The 16728-nt window shown below is 65.7% G+C and carries 17 protein-coding genes; 11 read left to right on the plus strand and 6 right to left on the minus strand.

Going from position 1 to position 16728, the window contains the following annotated elements; translation table 11 throughout:
- Position 1: 1 nt before the first annotated feature.
- Genes AC07UW_RS00120 through AC07UW_RS00140 form a run of 5 tightly spaced genes read left to right on the plus strand, consistent with a single transcriptional unit; the run spans position 2 to position 5157 of the window.
- The gene (locus AC07UW_RS00120; protein ID WP_495211186.1) at positions 2-1582 is read left to right on the plus strand and encodes an MBOAT family O-acyltransferase; all 1581 of its coding nucleotides are present in this window, start codon (positions 2-4) and stop codon (positions 1580-1582) included.
- 17 nt (positions 1583-1599) lie between these two features.
- The gene (locus AC07UW_RS00125) at positions 1600-1833 is read left to right on the plus strand and encodes an acyl carrier protein (protein ID WP_032978935.1); all 234 of its coding nucleotides are present in this window, start codon (positions 1600-1602) and stop codon (positions 1831-1833) included.
- Between the two features lie 27 nt (positions 1834-1860).
- Positions 1861-3339 (plus strand): AMP-binding protein, encoded by a 1479-nt coding sequence (locus tag AC07UW_RS00130; protein ID WP_495211187.1) that lies wholly within the window; start codon positions 1861-1863, stop codon positions 3337-3339.
- Entirely contained in the window at positions 3336-4019 is a 684-nt protein-coding gene (locus AC07UW_RS00135) for an alginate O-acetyltransferase AlgF (protein ID WP_495211188.1), read from the plus strand. The genes AC07UW_RS00130 and AC07UW_RS00135 overlap by 4 nt, the downstream gene beginning before the upstream one ends.
- 4 nt (positions 4020-4023) lie before the next feature.
- Positions 4024-5157 (plus strand): acyl-CoA dehydrogenase family protein, encoded by a 1134-nt coding sequence (locus AC07UW_RS00140; RefSeq protein WP_336024612.1) that lies wholly within the window; start codon positions 4024-4026, stop codon positions 5155-5157.
- Positions 5158-5182: 25 nt separating this feature from the next.
- Here AC07UW_RS00140 and AC07UW_RS00145 read toward each other — a convergent pair whose 3' ends face one another.
- The 4 genes from AC07UW_RS00145 to ettA form a co-directional block, all read right to left on the minus strand.
- Positions 5183-6181 (minus strand): DUF4434 domain-containing protein, encoded by a 999-nt coding sequence (locus AC07UW_RS00145; RefSeq protein ID WP_200867516.1) that lies wholly within the window; start codon positions 6179-6181, stop codon positions 5183-5185.
- Between the two features lie 72 nt (positions 6182-6253).
- Positions 6254-7570, minus strand: coding sequence for an NCS2 family permease (locus tag AC07UW_RS00150; RefSeq protein ID WP_025876668.1), 1317 nt, complete (start codon positions 7568-7570; stop codon positions 6254-6256).
- A 63-nt stretch (positions 7571-7633) separates the two neighbouring features.
- Positions 7634-8323 carry an outer membrane protein gene (locus AC07UW_RS00155; RefSeq protein ID WP_495211189.1) on the minus strand — a complete coding sequence of 230 codons (690 nt, stop codon included), beginning with the start codon at positions 8321-8323 and terminating at the stop codon, positions 7634-7636.
- A 245-nt stretch (positions 8324-8568) separates the two neighbouring features.
- Entirely contained in the window at positions 8569-10233 is a 1665-nt protein-coding gene (ettA, locus tag AC07UW_RS00160) for an energy-dependent translational throttle protein EttA (RefSeq protein WP_025876664.1), read from the minus strand.
- Positions 10234-10485: 252 nt separating this feature from the next.
- On the opposite strand from ettA, the gene AC07UW_RS00165 reads away from it, so the two are divergent.
- From AC07UW_RS00165 to ribD, 6 genes are all read left to right on the plus strand, one after another.
- Positions 10486-10962 (plus strand): RcnB family protein, encoded by a 477-nt coding sequence (locus AC07UW_RS00165; RefSeq protein WP_025876662.1) that lies wholly within the window; start codon positions 10486-10488, stop codon positions 10960-10962.
- Between the two features lie 184 nt (positions 10963-11146).
- Entirely contained in the window at positions 11147-12400 is a 1254-nt protein-coding gene (gene glyA, locus AC07UW_RS00170; protein ID WP_313250006.1) for a serine hydroxymethyltransferase, read from the plus strand.
- A gap of 67 nt (positions 12401-12467) precedes the next feature.
- On the plus strand, positions 12468-12896 hold the full coding sequence (locus AC07UW_RS00175) for a hypothetical protein (protein WP_336024625.1): 429 nt from the start codon (positions 12468-12470) through the stop codon (positions 12894-12896).
- A gap of 30 nt (positions 12897-12926) precedes the next feature.
- On the plus strand, positions 12927-13370 hold the full coding sequence (locus AC07UW_RS00180; RefSeq protein WP_495211190.1) for a hypothetical protein: 444 nt from the start codon (positions 12927-12929) through the stop codon (positions 13368-13370).
- A 94-nt stretch (positions 13371-13464) separates the two neighbouring features.
- Positions 13465-13986 (plus strand): transcriptional regulator NrdR, encoded by a 522-nt coding sequence (gene nrdR / locus AC07UW_RS00185; protein ID WP_025876654.1) that lies wholly within the window; start codon positions 13465-13467, stop codon positions 13984-13986.
- A 114-nt stretch (positions 13987-14100) separates the two neighbouring features.
- Positions 14101-15186 carry a bifunctional diaminohydroxyphosphoribosylaminopyrimidine deaminase/5-amino-6-(5-phosphoribosylamino)uracil reductase RibD gene (ribD, locus tag AC07UW_RS00190; RefSeq protein ID WP_495211191.1) on the plus strand — a complete coding sequence of 362 codons (1086 nt, stop codon included), beginning with the start codon at positions 14101-14103 and terminating at the stop codon, positions 15184-15186.
- 128 nt (positions 15187-15314) lie between these two features.
- Here ribD and AC07UW_RS00195 read toward each other — a convergent pair whose 3' ends face one another.
- Positions 15315-15854: an energy transducer TonB gene (locus AC07UW_RS00195; RefSeq protein ID WP_495211192.1), complete on the minus strand. Its 540-nt coding sequence runs from the start codon at positions 15852-15854 to the stop codon at positions 15315-15317.
- Positions 15851-16717: a hypothetical protein gene (locus tag AC07UW_RS00200; RefSeq protein WP_495211193.1), complete on the minus strand. Its 867-nt coding sequence runs from the start codon at positions 16715-16717 to the stop codon at positions 15851-15853. The genes AC07UW_RS00195 and AC07UW_RS00200 overlap by 4 nt, the downstream gene beginning before the upstream one ends.
- Positions 16718-16728 lie beyond the last annotated feature (11 nt).

A 16728-nucleotide genomic window follows, 5' to 3' on the forward strand; every position in this document is an offset into this window, starting at 1 on the left:
CATGCTGTTCAACTCTTTCCTGTTCCTGCTGATATTCCTGCCGATCGCGCTGGGCGTGCACTACCTGCTGGGCGCGCTGCGGCCACGGCTGGCCGCGCTGTGGCTGTGCGTGGCCTCGATCGTGTTCTACGGCTGGTGGAATCCGCAGTTCGTGATCCTGCTGGCCGGCTCGATCATCTTCAACTACCTGGTCAGCCTGGTGATCCTGTCGCTGGCCAAGCGTCCCCGGTTGCAGCTGCTGGCCACCGCGCTGGGCGTGGCCGCCGACATCCTGCTGCTGGTGCATTACAAGTACTTCGCGGCAATGGTGAACTTCGTCCACGACATCGGCTTCAACGTCGGCCCGATGGACACGCTGATCCTGCCGCTGGGCATTTCCTTCTTCACCTTCACCCAGATCGGCTACCTGCTGGACTGCCGTGCCGGCGTGGTCAACGACCGCAGCCCGCTCAGCTATGTCCTGTTCGTGACCTTCTTCCCGCACCTGATTGCCGGCCCGATCCTGCACCACAAGGAGATGATGCCGCAGTTCAGCAAGCGCGAGACCTATCGCTTCCAGGCCGAGAACCTGTCCATCGGCGGCATGCTGTTCGTCATCGGCCTGGCCAAGAAGGTACTGCTCGCCGACAGCATCGCGCCGTATGCCGATGCCGGCTTCGCCTCCACCGGCGATGTGCAGTTCTGGGGCGCGTGGGCCACCGCGCTCAGCTATGCGTTGCAGCTGTACTTCGATTTCTCCGGCTATTCGGACATGGCGCTGGGCCTGGCCCGCATGTTCGGAATCCGCTTCCCGCTGAACTTCAATTCGCCGTACAAGGCCACCAGCATCATCGACTTCTGGGCGCGCTGGCACATGACGCTCACCCGTTACATCACCGCCTACCTGTACTACCCGGTCGCGATGGCCGTGACCCGCTGGCGCACCCGCCATGGCCGTGCCACCGGCCCCACCGCAGTGGCATCGGCCGGCGGCTTCTTCTCGATGATCGTGTTGCCCACGGTGTGGGCGATGGGCCTGGCCGGCATCTGGCATGGCGCCGGCATGCAGTTCCTGATCTTCGGCCTGCTGCATGCCACCTACCTGGTCATCAACCATGCGTGGCGGGTCTTTGTCGGCGGTCGCAAGCCGGCCGCGATGCGCAAGCTCAATCCGTTCCAGCACGCGGGCTACCTGCTGCTGACCTTCGGCGCGGTGCTGGTGGCGCAAGCGTTCTTCCGCGCCGATGGCGTGCACGATGCGTGGCAGCTGGTGCAGGGCATGTTCGGCGTGCGCGGCTGGGAAAGCATGGAGAACCTTGGCCATGTCGCAGGCATGGGCCTGGCCGATGGCGTGCGTCTGCTGCTGGGCCATCACCTGCAGCTGCTGTACATCCTGGTGGCACTGGCCATTGTCTGGCTGGCACCGAACGCGCACCAGATCATGGGTGTGTATTCTCCCTCGCTGGCAAAACCCAGCCCGGCACCCCGCGCGTGGATGCGCTGGCAGCCCAACTGGGCCTGGCTGCTGGTGATGCTGGTGCTGCTGTCGCTGTGCCTGCTGAACCTGCACAAAGAAACCCGTTTCCTTTATTTCCAGTTCTGAAAAAGGTGGATTCCAACATGGACAAGCAGACAATCCAGAACCAGCTCATCGATATCGTCGAGGCGGTGATTGGTACCCGCGTGCAGCCGGACGAATACATGGAATCGTTCTTCGATTCGATGTCCAAGGTGCAGCTGATGGTCGAGGTCAAGGACCGTCTTGGCGTCACCCTGCCGGTGGATGAAATCGACGCCCTGGTTGATTCGGTGCAGGTGCTGGCCGACTACGTGGCCGAGCACCGCCCCAGCTGATCGCCCGCGGGTACTGGAGGTAGCGCGATGTACTTCGATTTCGACCAATGCCGTTTCGCCGACCTGGATGTCGCCACGCAGGCACCCGCCCTGCATGCGGCCGATGGCGTACTTGATTGGGCCGGGCTGCATCGCGCCACCCAGCAGTGGATCGATCGTGCGCGTGCTGCTGGCCTGGGGCAGGGCGATGCGTTGGTGATCTCCGGGCACAAGGAATCCGCCTTCGTGGTGGCCATGCTCGGCTGCCTCTGCCTGGGCGTGACCTACGTACCGGTGGACACCATCAACCCGCCAGCCCGCCTGCAGCGCATCACCACGCTGGTGCACGCACGTGGGGTCTACGATGCTGCCGCCGACGCGTTCCTGCCCGGTGCCGACGCGCCGCGAGCGCTGGCGGTGCCGGATCTGGCCTACATCATGTTCACCTCCGGCAGCACCGGCGACCCAAAGGGCGTGCAGATCGGCCGCGACAGCGTTGCGCTGTTCACCGGCTGGATCCGCGACTGCCTGACGCTGGGCCCGGCGCCGGCGTTCATGAACCAGATGCTCTTCAGTTTCGACTTCTCGCTGTTCGACCTGTGTGGCGCGCTGGGCCTGGGTGGCTGCTGCGTGCTGTGCCCACGCGAGGTGATCGCCAGCAGCGAACAGTTCGTCGACCATCTGCGCGATTCGCACGTGGCCGTATGGGCATCCACGCCCTCGTTCGTGCGCCAGCAGATGCTCAATCCGCGTTTCGATGCCACGCACCTGCCCGACCTGCAGGTGTTCGTGTTCGGTGCCGAATCACTCACGCCGCGCGTGGCTGAAGAGTTGTGGGCGCGCTTCCCGCAGGTGCGCATCATCAATTCCTATGGGCCGACCGAAGCCACCTGTTCCACCACGTGGGTGGAAATCGATCCGGCATTGCGTGCGGCTGCACCCAACCCGTTCCCGATCGGCATCGGCAAACCCTATGCCGAGGTATTCCTCGATGACGGCGAAATCTGCATGGCTGGCGACCATGTGATGCGTGGCTACCTGGAGCGCCCGGACCTGGATGCTGGCGTGTTGTTCGAACACAACGGCAAGCGTGCGTACCGCAGCGGTGATCTGGGTGATGTCGATGCGCAGGGCCGGTTCTACTTCCGTGGCCGCCGCGACGACCAGATCAAGCTCAATGGCTACCGCATTGAACTGGCCGAGGTCGATGTCGGCCTGGCCCGCCTGCCTGGCGTGGTCGCAGGAGCCGCCGTGGTACTACGGCGGCCCGATGGCAGCCTGGTGCGGATGATCGGCTTTGTTGAAACCACGCAGCCACAGACCGGCCCACTGCAGCGTCCGCCAGCGGACCTGGCGGATTGGAAGGGCCAGCTCGAACGTTACATGCCGCCTTATATGATTCCTTCCGAGCTGTTCGCCGTGGATGCCCTGCCGCAGACGATCAGCAACAAGGTGGATCGCAAGCAACTGGAGCAGCGCTACCAGATCCTGGCGCGCACGCTCCGCACGACGGAGAAACCCGCATGAATGCTGTCCTGAAATCGCTGGTCGCCACCGCGCTGCTGCTGTCGCCGTGTGCAGGCTTCGCCCAAGGTGCACCGGAAGGGCGCCTGGCCCAGTTGTATGCCGCGCGCCCGCCCGCTGGCTCTGCCTTCGTGCGCGTGCTCAACCCGGGCAGCACGGTGCTCAAGGCCGGTATCGCCAATGGTGCCGACCAGAACGTCGGGCCGGCAGCACGCGCCACCCGTTATGCGATCGTTGAAGGCGGCAAGCCGTTCAGCGTGCGCGTGGCCGGCAAGACCCGCACGCAGCCAGCCGTGGCCGCCGGCAGTTTCACCACCCTGGTGCTGGATCCCGGCGCAGCGGCCAAGCCCTTCAACGTGCTCGAAGACGGCGGTGGCAGCAGCGACGCGCTCAAGGCCGAAATCCGTTTCTACAACCTCGCTGGCAACTGCGCACAAGGCAAGCTGGCAATGGCCGACAAGGGCGCAGTGGTGTTCCCGGCGGTCGCCGCTGGCCGTAGTGCCGCGCGTGGCATCAATCCGGTCAAGGCACGGCTGGTGGCCGGTTGCGGCGGCAAGGACAGTGCTGCAGTCGAACTGCCTGCGCTGCAGCCCGGCGATCACTACAGCCTGTTCCTGACCGGTAGCGCCAACGCACCGGTGCTGCAGGGCCAGCTCAGTGGCACCGACGCGGTGGGCCGCTGATCCGATGGCAGACCGGCCGGTATTCCGCGAGGACCACGCACTGTTCCGCGACCAGGTCCGTCGCTTCATCGACGCCCAGATCGCGCCCGGGTACGCGCAGTGGGAGCGCGATGGCATCACACCCCGTGCGCTGTGGCGCGCGGCGGGCGAGGCTGGGCTGCTCAACTGCCAGTTGCCCGAGCCGTACGGCATGGGGGGCGACTACGGCCACGCCGCCTGCGTGATCGAGGAACTGGCACGCGCCAACTATCTGGGCATCGGCTTCTCGATCCACTCGGACATGGTCGCGCCGTATCTGATGCAGTACGCCACGCCAGCCGTGCGCGATGCCTGGTTGCCGAAGATGGCACGGGGTCAAGCGATCGGCGCGATTGCGATGACCGAGCCCAATGCCGGCAGTGACCTGAAGACGGTTCGCACCCGTGCCGACGCGGTGGATGGCGGATATCGACTGAACGGGCAGAAGACCTGGATCACCAACGGCAGCAATGCCGACGTCGCCGTGGTGGTGGCCACCGTCGCCCCGGAACTCGGTGCCGGCGGCCTGACGTTGTTCTGCGTGGACCTGGCCGCTGCGGGTGTCAGCCGCGGTGCCCCGATGGCCAAGATCGGCCAGCATGCGCAGGACACCACCGAACTGTTCTTCGAAGACGTGTTCCTGCCGGCCGATCACCTGCTGGGTGAGGAACGGCGCGGATTCGGTTATCTGGAAGAACACCTGGCGGCCGAGCGCCTGGCCATCGCATTGCGCGCGGCCGCCTCGGCCGAAGGCATGCTGGCTGAGACGGTGGCCTACGTGCGGCAGCGCAAGGCCTTCGGCCGGCTGCTGATCGACCACCAGAACACGCGCTTCGTGCTGGCCTCGGCCACGGCACAGCTGGCGATGCTGCGCAGCTTCCTCGACCAGTGCCTGGGCGAGCAGATCAGCGGCCGACTGGATCCCACCCGCGCGGCGATGGCCAAGCTCAACGCCACCGAAGTCCAAGGGAAGGTGCTGGACGACCTGCTGCAGCTGCACGGCGGCTACGGATACAGCAGCGAATATGGAATAGGGCGTGCCTGGGCCGACGCGCGTGCACTGCGGATTTTCGGTGGCACCAGCGAGATCCTGCGCGACATCATCGGCCGCACGCTGTAACGCTTCTTGCGCGTCGGTACCGGGGTCAGATCCCCCAGCGCTTGCGCAATGCGGCCGCTTCCGGCGTGTCCTGCGACAGCCAAGGGTCCAGCGCGTACACCAGCACGTGCTCGGCGCCGCTGTCGCGCGCCCAGGCCAGCTGTCGCTCGATACGGGCGGCATCAGCGGTTTCGCCCTTGAACTGGGTGCCGTCGTTGTTCTCGCCGGGCAGCTCGCGGAACAGTTCGACGATGGCATCGAAGGCCACGCCACGCGTGCGCAGATGCTGCAGCAGCGGCTGCAGCTGCTGTACGTTGCCGGCGCCGGCAACACCCACGCCATCCTGCACCATGGGTCTGACCGATGCCTGCGCGAGAACGGCATCCCACAGGGTTACCAGGTCGCCCTGGGTCTGCAGGCGGCTGAAATAGCAGGAGATCGCGCAGTCGCCACCACGCTCGACCGCCGCCTGGGAGATGCCGTGCAGCCACTGCGCCAACCATTGCTGACGGGCGGGATCGGCCCAGTGGTACTGCTCGAGTTCGTAGGGGATGTACCAGCCATTGAATGCCTGCAGGCGAGACCAGGGCGCCTGTGCCAGCCAGGCCCGCGCCTGCGTCAGGCTGTCGGCGAAGAAGGCCTGCAGTGCGGCGTCGTCTCCGCCGATGGCCTGCCACCAGCGTTGCTGGAACGGCAGGCCGACGCGAACCGCGATACCGGCTTCCGAGGCTGCGGTGAACAGCATGCGCACACTGGTATCGGGTAGCTGCCAATCACCCTCGGCGCCACCGACGATGCCGCTCCATTGCAGCACCAGCTGCCTGCAGCCGAGTCGGCGTGCCAGCTGCAGCGAGCGTTGCCAATCGGCCATGCGCCACTGCAGGTGGCTGCGCCATGGCTGCAGGAAGGTGCCGTCCACCTGTTCCGGCAGCGAACAGCCGGGCAGGGTGGTCAATGCCGCCGCAACGGGCGCCAGCAGGGCGGCGCGCAGCAGGCGCCGGCGCAGTGGCGAAGATGGATCGGGAGGCAGCAGGGGCGTGGACATGCAGTCATCATCCCAGAGCACCGTTCGCAACGGGTGAACCGGGCCACGCATGATGAACATGCGCCCGCCGGATCACTCCAGCGCGTAACGCAGCACGAACAACACCGCCACCAGCCACACCGCCGGGTGCACCTCGCGCCAGCGACCAGTGCCGGCCTTCAGCGCGGCGTAGGCAATGAAGCCGAAGGCCAGGCCGTTGGCGATGGAATAGGTGAACGGCATCGCCAGCGCGCACAACGCCGCCGGCACCGACTCGGTCAGGTCGCTCCAGTCCACTTCCACCAGTTCGCGCAGCATCAGTCCGGCCACGAACAGCAGCGCCGGCGCGGTGGCATAGCCGGGCACCATTGCCGCCAGCGGCGAGAACAACAGCGCGGCCAGGAACAAGGCAGCCACCACCAGTGCGGTCAAACCGGTACGTCCGCCCACCTGCACGCCCGAGGCGCTTTCGGCGAAGGCGGTGGTACTGCTGGTGCCCAGCAGCGAGCCGGCGACAATCGCCGTGCTGTCGGCCAGCAGCGCGCGGCCGAACCGCTTCTGCGCGCCCGGCAGTTTCAGCAGGCCGGCACGGCCGACCACGCCATACAACGTGCCGGTGGCATCGAACACTTCCACCAGCACGAACACCAGCACCACCTGCAGCAGCACGGCGATCGGCGCGCCGCCGTTGTGGTGCAGCAGGCCAGGCAGGTCCAGCTGCAGGAAGGTCGGCGCCAGGCTTGGCGGCAACGACACCAGCCCGTGGTACTGCAGATCGCCCAACGCCCAGCCGGCCGCGGTCACCGCCAGGATGCCGATCAGGATCGCACCGCGCACACGCCGCGCCTCCAGGATCGCGATCAGCAGGAAGCCGCCCAGTGCCAGCAGCGGCGGCGCGGTATTGAGCGGGCCCAGCGCGACCAGCGTGTCCTCGTTGCCGATGATCACGCCGGATTTCTGCAGCGCGATGATGGCCAAGAACAGGCCGATGCCGGCCACGATCGCCGACCGCAGCGACGCCGGAATGCCCGATACCAGCCACGCGCGCACGCCGGTCAGCGACAGCACCAGGAACACCAGGCCCGAAATGAACACCGCCGCCAGCGCCTGCTGCCAGGGCAGGCCGGCAGCGCCGACCACGGTGAAGGCGAAGAACGCATTCAAGCCCATGCCCGGCGCCATGCCCACCGGGAAGTTGGCCGCCAGCGCCATCACCACCGAGCCCAGGGCCGCGGCCAGGCAGGTGGCCACGAACACCGCGCCGGCATCCATGCCCGTGGTGCCCAGGATCTCGGGATTGACGAAGACGATGTAGGACATCGTCAGGAAAGTGGTGACACCGGCCAGCAGCTCGGTGCGCACGGTGGTGCCGTGCTGCTGCAGCTGGAACAGGCGTTCGAACAGGGACATCGCAGATCTCTCGTACCTGCACGCCCTGCCGCCCGAAGGACCGGCGGGTGCGTCGCCAGGCGGTTAGAAGTGGTAGTTCAACTTCAGCGTAACGCTGCTGTAGTTGGTATGGAAGCTGCGTCGCGCCGCAGCCGGGTAGTTGGGATCTTCCAGGTAAACCGGGCTGGAGCCCAGATGGGTGTAACGGTACTCCGCACCCGCCGAAAGCTGGTCGCTGAAGCGGTACAGCACGCCTGCGCCGACGTTCGCGCCGGTGGATACATGGGATGCGCGGGTTTCGAATTCGGCCACGCGGCAGCCGTTGGTGGCCTCCACCAGCGACTTGTCGCAGCCCAGCGAAAACTCCTGGCGGGCCACGCTCACGCCGGCGCTGACGTACGGCAGCCACTGGCCCGCCGCGTAACCCAGCGTCAGGTTGACTGCGCCCGAACGGGTCACCGCATCCTTGCCGTAGTAAGAGCTGTACTGGTGGTTGTCGCGGTCCTTCCACTCCTGGTTGACGTTGCCGAAGGAAAGGGTGCCTTCGATCCCGGCAACCACATTGTTGTCGAACTGCCAGTTGCGGCCGGCCTGCAGCCCGCCAGCAAAGCCGCGGATGCTCTTTTCAGAGGCATTGACGTTGCTGCGGTCCTGGCTGTGGCCTTCGCCATGGCTGGCATGGGCACCCAGGTAGATGCCTTCCCAGTTCGCCGGCGCGGCCGCGGCAGTGCCCGACAGCAGCAGCGCTGCCGTGGTGGAGATCAGTGCTTTCATGGTGTTTTCCTACGAGGGGGATGAATCGGGTGCGTAGGAAAACCGAAGCGTTGGGCCGGGAACATACAACGAGTTGCAAAGTACGGAGGATGCCGTGTGCGACAAGGAATCAACACTGCTTTACACGTGCAGCCTTCAGCCGGGTGGCGTTGAAGCGCGTCGCGAAAGGGTCAAAAGCGTCAATAAAAATCGATTGCAGCCCATGAAAGGCGAAAGGCCGCGCGAGCGCGGCCTTTCGTTCTTGCTTACTTCAGCGCCTTGAAGCGCAGGCGCTTCGGCGCAGCGTCGTCGCCCATGCGGCGGCGCTTGTCTTCTTCGTACTCGCGGTAGTTGCCCTGGAAGAACTCCACGTGCGAATCGCCTTCGAACGCCAGGATGTGGGTCGCGATGCGATCCAGGAACCAGCGGTCATGCGAAATGACGAAGGTGTTGCCCGGGAACTCCAGCAGCGCATCTTCCAGCGCACGCAGGGTTTCGATGTCCAGATCGTTGGACGGTTCGTCGAGCAGCAGCACGTTGCCACCCTGCAGCAGGGTCTTGGCCATGTGCAGGCGGCCACGCTCACCACCGGACAGCGAACCGACCATCTTCTGCTGGTCCTGGCCCTTGAAGTTGAAGCGGCCGATGTAGGCGCGCGACTGGATCTCGATGCCGTTGATGTTGAGGATGTCCAGGCCGCCCGCGATTTCCTGGAACACGCTGTGGTTGCCTTCCAGCGCGTCGCGGCTCTGGTCCACGTAGGACAGCTGCACGGTCGGGCCGACCACGATCTCGCCGGTGTCCGGCTTTTCCTGGCCGGTGATCATCTTGAACAGGGTCGACTTACCGGCACCGTTGGGGCCGATGATGCCGACGATGGCGCCCGAGGGCACCAGGAAGTTCAGGTTGTCGAACAGCAGGCGGTCGCCGAACTTCTTGGAGACGTTCTTGAATTCCATCACCGCCTGGCCCAGGCGCTCGCCCGGCGGGATGAAGATTTCATTGGTCTCGTTGCGCTTCTGGTAATCGACCGACTGCAGCTCTTCCAGGCGGGCCAGACGGGCCTTGCCCTTGGTGCGGCCGCCCTTGGCGTTCTGGCGCGACCACTCCAGTTCCTTCTGGATCGCCTTCTGGCGAGCCTTTTCCTGGTTGTCTTCCTGCTTCAGGCGCTCATCCTTCTGGGTCAGCCAGTCGGTGTAGTTGCCCTTCCACGGAATGCCGCGGCCACGGTCCAGTTCCAGGATCCACTCGGCGGCGTTGTCCAGGAAGTAGCGATCATGGGTGACCGCCACGACGGTGCCGGTGTAGCGCGCCAGGAACTGTTCCAGCCATTCCACCGACTCGGCGTCGAGGTGGTTGGTCGGTTCGTCGAGCAGCAGCATGTCCGGCTTCTGCAGCAGCAGGCGGCACAGCGCCACACGGCGCTTTTCACCACCGGACAGCTTGCCGACGATGGCATCCCACGGCGGCAGGCGCAGCGCATCGGCGGCCACGTCCAGCTGGTTTTCCAGCGTGTGCGCATCGCCGGCGGCGAGGATCGCCTCCAGGCGTTCCTGTTCCTTGGCCAGTGCGTCGAAATCGGCGCCTTCTTCGGCATAGGCCGCGTAGACCGCGTCCAGCGCAGCCTGTGCCTGCAGCACTTCGCCCACGCCTTCTTCAACCGCTTCACGCACGGTCTTGGTCGGGTCCAGCTCCGGTTCCTGCGCCAGGTAGCCAACCTTGATGCCGGCCTGCGGACGGGCTTCGCCCTCGAAATCGGTGTCCACGCCGGCCATGATCTTCAGCACGGTGGACTTGCCGGCGCCGTTCAGGCCCAGCAGGCCGATCTTCGCGCCCGGGAAGAAGGACAGCGAGATGTCCTTGATGATCTGCCGCTTGGGCGGGACCACCTTGGACACGCGGTTCATGGTGTAGATGTATTGCGAGGACATGAGGTCTCCGTAGGCGCGACCCTGCGCCCGGTCCGTCACGGGGAACTTCCCGTTGCGGCAGCGGGCACAGACTGAATGGAATACCCCCAATTATAGCCGGAACCGCTTACGCCCCGCGCCGTCCGCAGCCCCCGGGGCTGGCCGAGGACTGAATGGGCCGTCACAGTCCCGCAGCGGGAAGCGTTTCCAGCCGGAAACGGTTCAGATCGAATGCGCAATATGGGCTCACCACCCACCCAGCAGAGGTCTCCCATGCACATCCATCGACTCATGGCCGGCGCCGTGGCCTCTGTACTGGCGCTGGGCGCCATCGCCCCGGCCTTCGCCGACAACGACCACCGTGGTCGCGACCACGACCGCCGTGAATGGCGCGAAGATCGCCGCGAGTGGCGCCACGACCGTCGCGACTGGGAACGCGACCGCCGCGAGGCGCGCCGTGACTACCGCCACGACCGCCGTTACGACCATGGCTACTACCGCCCGGCACCGCCGCCGCCGCGCGTGGTCTACAGCCCGGGCTACCGGCCCGGCTATGGCTATGGCTGGCAGCGCGGCCACCGCTATCGTGATTACTACCGCGGCCCGATCTACGTGGTGAACGACTACCCGCGCTACCACCTGCGCCGCCCGCCGTCCGGCCACCACTGGATCCGCGATGACCGCGGCAACATGCTGCTGGTGGCCGTGGCAACCGGCATCATCGCCGACTACATCATCAACAACCGTTGATGCAGCGCCGGGGTCGGATCCCTTTCCGCAGGGAAGGGCTCTGACCCCACAACGCCATTCGAAACCATACGGGGCCGGATTCGTTCGTCGAATCCGGCCCCGGTCGTTTCGGCCCCAGCAGGCCGGGGCGGGGCTACAATCAAGGGCTGAGTCGTACCCCTTTCCCCGCCTGCTGGAGTACCCGATGTTCCCGCGTGACGTCCGCATCGAAACCTACGATCCCGAACTGGCCAAGGCCATCGCCGCTGAGACCCAGCGCCAGGAAGACCACGTCGAGCTGATCGCCAGCGAGAACTACACCAGCCCGGCGGTGATGGAAGCCCAGGGCAGCCAGCTGACCAACAAGTACGCCGAAGGCTACCCGGGCAAGCGCTACTACGGTGGCTGCGAATACGTGGACATCGCCGAACAGCTGGCGATCGACCGCCTCAAGCAGCTGTTCGACGCGGACTATGCCAACGTGCAGCCGCACAGCGGCTCGCAGGCCAACCAGGCCGTGTACTTCGCGCTGCTGCAGCCGGGTGACACCATCCTCGGCATGAGCCTGGCCCACGGCGGCCACCTCACCCACGGTGCCAAGGTCAACGCCTCGGGCAAGCTGTTCAACGCCGTGCAGTACGGCGTCAACGACCAGGGCCTGATCGATTACGACGAAGTCGAGCGCCTGGCCCTGGAGCACAAGCCGAAGATGGTCGTTGCCGGTTTCTCGGCCTACTCGCAGGTGATCGACTGGGCGCGCTTCCGCGCCATCGCCGACAAGGTCGGTGCCTACCTGTTCGTCGACATGGCCCACGTCGCCGGCCTGGTTGCTGCTGGCGTCTACCCGAGCCCGCTGGAACACGCGCACGTGGTCACCTCGACCACCCACAAGACCCTGCGCGGCCCGCGCGGCGGCATCATCGTCGCCAAGGGCGCCGACGAAGACCTGGTCAAGAAGCTGCAGTCGATCGTGTTCCCGGGTATCCAGGGTGGTCCGCTGATGCACGTCATCGCCGGCAAGGCCGTGGCCTTCAAGGAAGCGCTGGAGCCGGGCTTCAAGGCCTACCAGCAGCAGGTGGTGAAGAACGCGCAGGCGATGGCCAACACGCTCATCGCGCGCGGCTACAAGATCGTCTCCGGCGGCACCCAGAACCACCTGATGCTGGTCGACATGATCGGCAAGGACGTGTCCGGCAAGGACGCGGAAGCTGCGCTGGGCAAGGCCCATATCACCGTCAACAAGAACTCGGTGCCGAACGACCCGCGTTCGCCGTTCGTGACCTCGGGCCTGCGCCTGGGCACCCCGGCCGTGACCACCCGTGGCTACACCGAGCAGGACTGCGTGGACCTGGCCAACTGGATCGCCGACGTGCTCGACGCCCCGGCCGATGAAGCCGTCATTGCCCGCGTGCGCGACGCGGTCAGCGCGCAGTGCCGCAAGTACCCGGTCTACGGTTGATCGGGCATTGGGGTCGGATCCCTTCCCTGCGGGAAGGGCTCTGACCCCGGCACCGGAGTACCCGCGCATGGATGAGCGCCGCCTCAAGTATCTCTATGCAGCCTTGGCTCTGCCGTTGGGCGCACCCAGCGTGCTGTTCGGTGGCGCGATGGCGGTGGTGGGCATGGCGGGAAGCGTGCTTTCACTCGCCGACGGCACCGTCAACCTGCCCGGGCAGGCATTGATGCTGGTGTGGGGCCTGGTTGGCCTCGCCGGCTGCCTCGCCTGGCTTGATCTCAGCTGTGGATACTTGTTCGGAGGACGCAGCGCACTACGCACCCGCAGCCGGGTGCAGTGGGGCGCGCTGCTGCTTGGCATGCTGGCTGCGCTGCCGCTGTTGGGTATAGGGCTGTGGCTGGGCATCACCCATGGCAGCGAAGGCTTCGGTCTGCTGCTGATGGGGCCTTCGCTGCTGGTCCCGGCTGGCATGCTGTTGTGGCTGCGACCGCGCGCTTGAAGCGAGCGACCTGCAAGGAGATTCGAACGCATGGATGAGCGCCTGCACAAGCGCCTGTACATCGCCCAATGCCTGCTGCTGGGGTTGCCTGCACTGGTGGCCGGTGGCGGCGTCGCCGGCTTCGGCATCTACACCTTCCTGACCCGCCACGGCCTGATGCGCGGCGACGAAGGCGCAGTGTTGTTGCTGTGGGCGCTGGCGGGGGTGATCGGCTTGCTGGCCTGGTTGTGGCTCAGCATCCGCTACCTGCGGCGGGGGCGCGATGGCCTGCGGCACACCGCCCCTATTCCCTGGATCGGCTTGGCGCTGGGCGCGATGGCGGCGCTGGCCGTGATCGGCGTGGTGCTTTTCAGCTTGTTTGCCGGCAGCCCCTGGCAGGTACTGGGCTATCTGGTACTGGGCGTGCCGCTGCTGGTGCCGGCTGCGCATCTGGTGTGGTTGCGTCGCGCTCCGGGCCTTGCCGGACAAGGCTGATTGCCGCCTGCATTTGCTGCAAAACCCCTTCTCAGGTACCTTTGCGACGCTACCACGACCGTGGCAGCAGGTATTTCCCTGAGCCAGGCGTTCAATGCATTGCCCCTTCTGCCAGCATGCCGATACACGGGTCATCGACTCGCGCGTCTCCGAAGACGGCGCGACGATTCGCCGTCGGCGTGAGTGCGAGGCGTGCAACGAACGCTTCAGTACGCTGGAAACCGTTGAACTGAAGCTGCCGGCCATCGTCAAGAGCGATGGCACCCGTGAAGCCTTCGATGCCCGCAAGGTCCGCGCCGGCTTTGACCGCGCGCTGCAGAAGCGTGCGGTGCCGGAAGAGAAGATCGAGGCGGCGGTGCGCGCAGTGGTGCATCAGCTGCGCATCAGCGGCGAACGCGAAGTGCCCTCGATCAAAGTTGGCGAGTTCGTGATGAATGAACTGCGCAAGCTTGACCATGTCGGTTATGTGCGTTTCGCTTCGGTCTACCGCAGCTTCGAGGACGTGGCCGATTTCCGCGAGGAAATCGAGAAGCTCGAACGCGACCTGCCTTCCAGCACCGAGCAACTGCAACTGCTGGGCGATGTGATTGCCCTGACCAAGAAGAAGAAGGGCTGACGGCCTTTGCCCTGGTAGCTGCCAACCTTGGTTGGCGCCGTGCCGCCCATCCACGCATGGCGTGGATCTACTGGGCCTTGGCTGGCATCGTGCTGACGGCGGTACCATGGCGGCATGAGCCTATCGTTCACCGTCCTTGACCACCTGCACATGGCCGCCGCATTGCGGCTTGCCGAACGCGGTGCCTATACCACCCGTCCCAATCCGATGGTCGGCTGTGTGATCGCCCATGGCGAGCGCGTGGTCGGGCAGGGCTGGCACCAGCGCGCTGGCGGTCCGCACGCCGAAGTGTTCGCCCTGCGCGAAGCCGGCACCGAAGCGCGTGGTGCTACCGCCTACGTTACCCTGGAACCGTGCGCGCATTACGGACGCACGCCACCCTGCGCATTGGCACTGATCGATGCCGGCGTGTCGCGCGTTGTTGCTGCGATGCGCGACCCGTTCCCGAAAGTCGATGGCGGTGGTTTCGACCTGCTGCGCGACGCCGGCATCGAGGTCGCCGAGGGCTTGATGGCGGCACAGGCGCGGGAACTCAACAAGGGCTTCCTGTCGCGCGTGGAACGCGGTCGTCCGTGGCTGCGGGTGAAGCTGGCCGCCAGCCTCGATGGCCGTACCGCGATGGCCGACGGCAGCTCGAAGTGGATCACCGGCCCCGCCGCTCGCGAAGATGTGCAGCACTGGCGCGCGCGCGCTGGCGCGATCCTCACCGGCGCCGACACCGTCATCGCCGACGACCCGATGCTGACCGTGCGCCTGGCCGACACTGAAGTCATGCCGCCCCTGCGCGTCGTCCTCGATTCCCGCCTGCGCTCGCTGGAATGCAGCCGTGTGCGCGAGGGTGGGGCGCCCACGCTGTACCTGCACGATGCAATGATCAGCCCACCCGACGCCGCCGACGCGGCCTTTGCCAGCGTAGCCATCCGCCACGGCCGCCTTGATCTGGGCGCGGTACTGGCACTCCTCGCCGAGCGCGGCATCAACGAAGTGCACACCGAAGCCGGCGCAACGCTGGCCGGCGCGCTGGTGCGTGGTGGCTGGGTGGACGAGTTGCTGATGTACCAGGCGCCCATCCTGCTGGGCGATAGTGGCCGTCCGCTGTTGGCCGGGCTCGGCATCCAGACGATGGACCAGCAGCAGCGCCTGCGCGTGTTCGACCAGCGTCAGGTGGGGGATGATCTGAGGTTGCTGTTGCGGGTGTAAGGCGCCCGCCGGGCATGGCCCGGCGCTACCGGTTCGGTGCTGTTTCTCGTAGCGCCGGGCCATGCCCAGCAGGAAGCACAGGTGTCTCATCGGCGCTGCCAATCGACCGCTCGTTGCTCCTGCCGCCATCAGTGCGTCTGCTTGGATGATTCGTTGTCACGTTTGGCTCCGCGGATCACGTTGAAGCGAAACACCGCCTCAACGGCACCGCCCTCATCGCGGCCGTTACGGTGTGCGGGCAGGTAACACCACTCCTGTGCGGCGTCCATCGCGGCAGCTTCCAGCAGGGCATTGCCACTGGACTGCACCACACGAACATCCAGAAGGCGGCCACCCGTATCTACTTGCATCTGCAGGCGCACCACGCCGCTTTCGCGAGCCCTAACGGGAAAAAAAACCTGGCGCGCAGCGCGGGTGGTGGGCTCGATCGAGACGCTGTCGCCGCGCTCGGTGAACACGCTGCAGTCGGCGCGTGCGGTGAAGGTCCGGGTCGGCGTTGAGGCAAAGCGCTGCAGGCAAGTCACAACGTCGTCATCGTCCCTGCAACCTGGCTTCTCGGTCTGCAGGCGACTCTGGGTCTGCTCGGGCCCGACTCCGCCGGCGGGTGGCGGTGCGCATGCGCCCAGTCCGGCCAGCGCAGACAGAAGAACCGTGCTGCGCAGATTCACTCGGTCACCGGCCCCGCAGGCGGCTCACTGCGATAGCCTTCCCACAGCGCACGGTTCCGTTCATGGGTTCCGCGGCAATAGGCAGCGGCCAGCTCCGGCCCCAGCGTTCTCACCTTTTCTTCCACGGCATCCTGCAGGGTGGTGCCACGCTGCAGTGGGCTATCCGGATCATAGCGTTCGGCGAACTTCAGTTGAGCATCCAACATCAGGTCGCATACGGGAATGCCAGAGTACGCGGTGACCGCTTCCGCCTCGATCCGCTCGTCCCATGCCTGGAAGGGCATCAGCTGTTTCAAGAGCTTCAGCCCAAGAAGGCCCATGTCGATACTGGCCCATGGTCCGTTGTCGCCAACGCGGGAGAATTCCGCTCGCGCCTCGTACCTGGTGTCAGGCGCATCGCGCAGAATGGCTGCATACGTTTGCAGGAATGCCTTGGCCCCCTCCAAGCTCTGCTTTCCTGAGCGATGTCGTGCCTTGGCGTCACGGTAGGCCCCAAACGCAGCGGAAACATCGGGAAGCGTGCAGTGGTAGTCCACGATACCGCGTTCGGACGAGTTGCTCTTTTCGATTCTGTCGGCGAGGCAGTGGACGGTCTTGCGACGTGCGCTGATGATGCTGGCTGCAGGCTCCTCGAAACCAGCCGCCAGATTTTCGAAAGCGTACAGCTCGTCGACGATGTCGGCGATGTCGCTTGCATCTGCCGTGCGAAGGCTGTTGCGCAGAGCGGCTTTGGCCTTCTCATCATTCTGGGTAATGACGCGCGCATGCGCATCGAAGGAATCTTCCAGCGAAAGTGCGGCGGGCGCCGCGGTAGCAGCCGCGAGGGGAGTGCCCAGCAGCAGGGCAAGAATCGGCTTCAACATGTCAGCACTTG

This window comes from Stenotrophomonas sp. GW821-FHT02D01, from assembly GCF_059421765.1.

Coding starts and splice junctions, on each gene's coding strand:
- AC07UW_RS00155 (WP_495211189.1), bottom strand. CDS start 8,323: ATGAAAGCACTGATCTCCACCACGGCAGCGCTGCTGCTGTCGGGCACT.
- nrdR (WP_025876654.1), top strand. CDS start 13,465: ATGCATTGCCCCTTCTGCCAGCATGCCGATACACGGGTCATCGACTCG.
- AC07UW_RS00135 (WP_495211188.1), top strand. CDS start 3,336: ATGAATGCTGTCCTGAAATCGCTGGTCGCCACCGCGCTGCTGCTGTCG.
- AC07UW_RS00120 (WP_495211186.1), top strand. CDS start 2: ATGCTGTTCAACTCTTTCCTGTTCCTGCTGATATTCCTGCCGATCGCG.
- AC07UW_RS00130 (WP_495211187.1), top strand. CDS start 1,861: ATGTACTTCGATTTCGACCAATGCCGTTTCGCCGACCTGGATGTCGCC.
- ribD (WP_495211191.1), top strand. CDS start 14,101: ATGAGCCTATCGTTCACCGTCCTTGACCACCTGCACATGGCCGCCGCA.
- AC07UW_RS00145 (WP_200867516.1), bottom strand. CDS start 6,181: ATGTCCACGCCCCTGCTGCCTCCCGATCCATCTTCGCCACTGCGCCGG.
- glyA (WP_313250006.1), top strand. CDS start 11,147: ATGTTCCCGCGTGACGTCCGCATCGAAACCTACGATCCCGAACTGGCC.
- AC07UW_RS00180 (WP_495211190.1), top strand. CDS start 12,927: ATGGATGAGCGCCTGCACAAGCGCCTGTACATCGCCCAATGCCTGCTG.
- AC07UW_RS00125 (WP_032978935.1), top strand. CDS start 1,600: ATGGACAAGCAGACAATCCAGAACCAGCTCATCGATATCGTCGAGGCG.
- AC07UW_RS00140 (WP_336024612.1), top strand. CDS start 4,024: ATGGCAGACCGGCCGGTATTCCGCGAGGACCACGCACTGTTCCGCGAC.
- AC07UW_RS00175 (WP_336024625.1), top strand. CDS start 12,468: ATGGATGAGCGCCGCCTCAAGTATCTCTATGCAGCCTTGGCTCTGCCG.
- AC07UW_RS00150 (WP_025876668.1), bottom strand. CDS start 7,570: ATGTCCCTGTTCGAACGCCTGTTCCAGCTGCAGCAGCACGGCACCACC.
- ettA (WP_025876664.1), bottom strand. CDS start 10,233: ATGTCCTCGCAATACATCTACACCATGAACCGCGTGTCCAAGGTGGTC.
- AC07UW_RS00200 (WP_495211193.1), bottom strand. CDS start 16,717: ATGTTGAAGCCGATTCTTGCCCTGCTGCTGGGCACTCCCCTCGCGGCT.
- AC07UW_RS00165 (WP_025876662.1), top strand. CDS start 10,486: ATGCACATCCATCGACTCATGGCCGGCGCCGTGGCCTCTGTACTGGCG.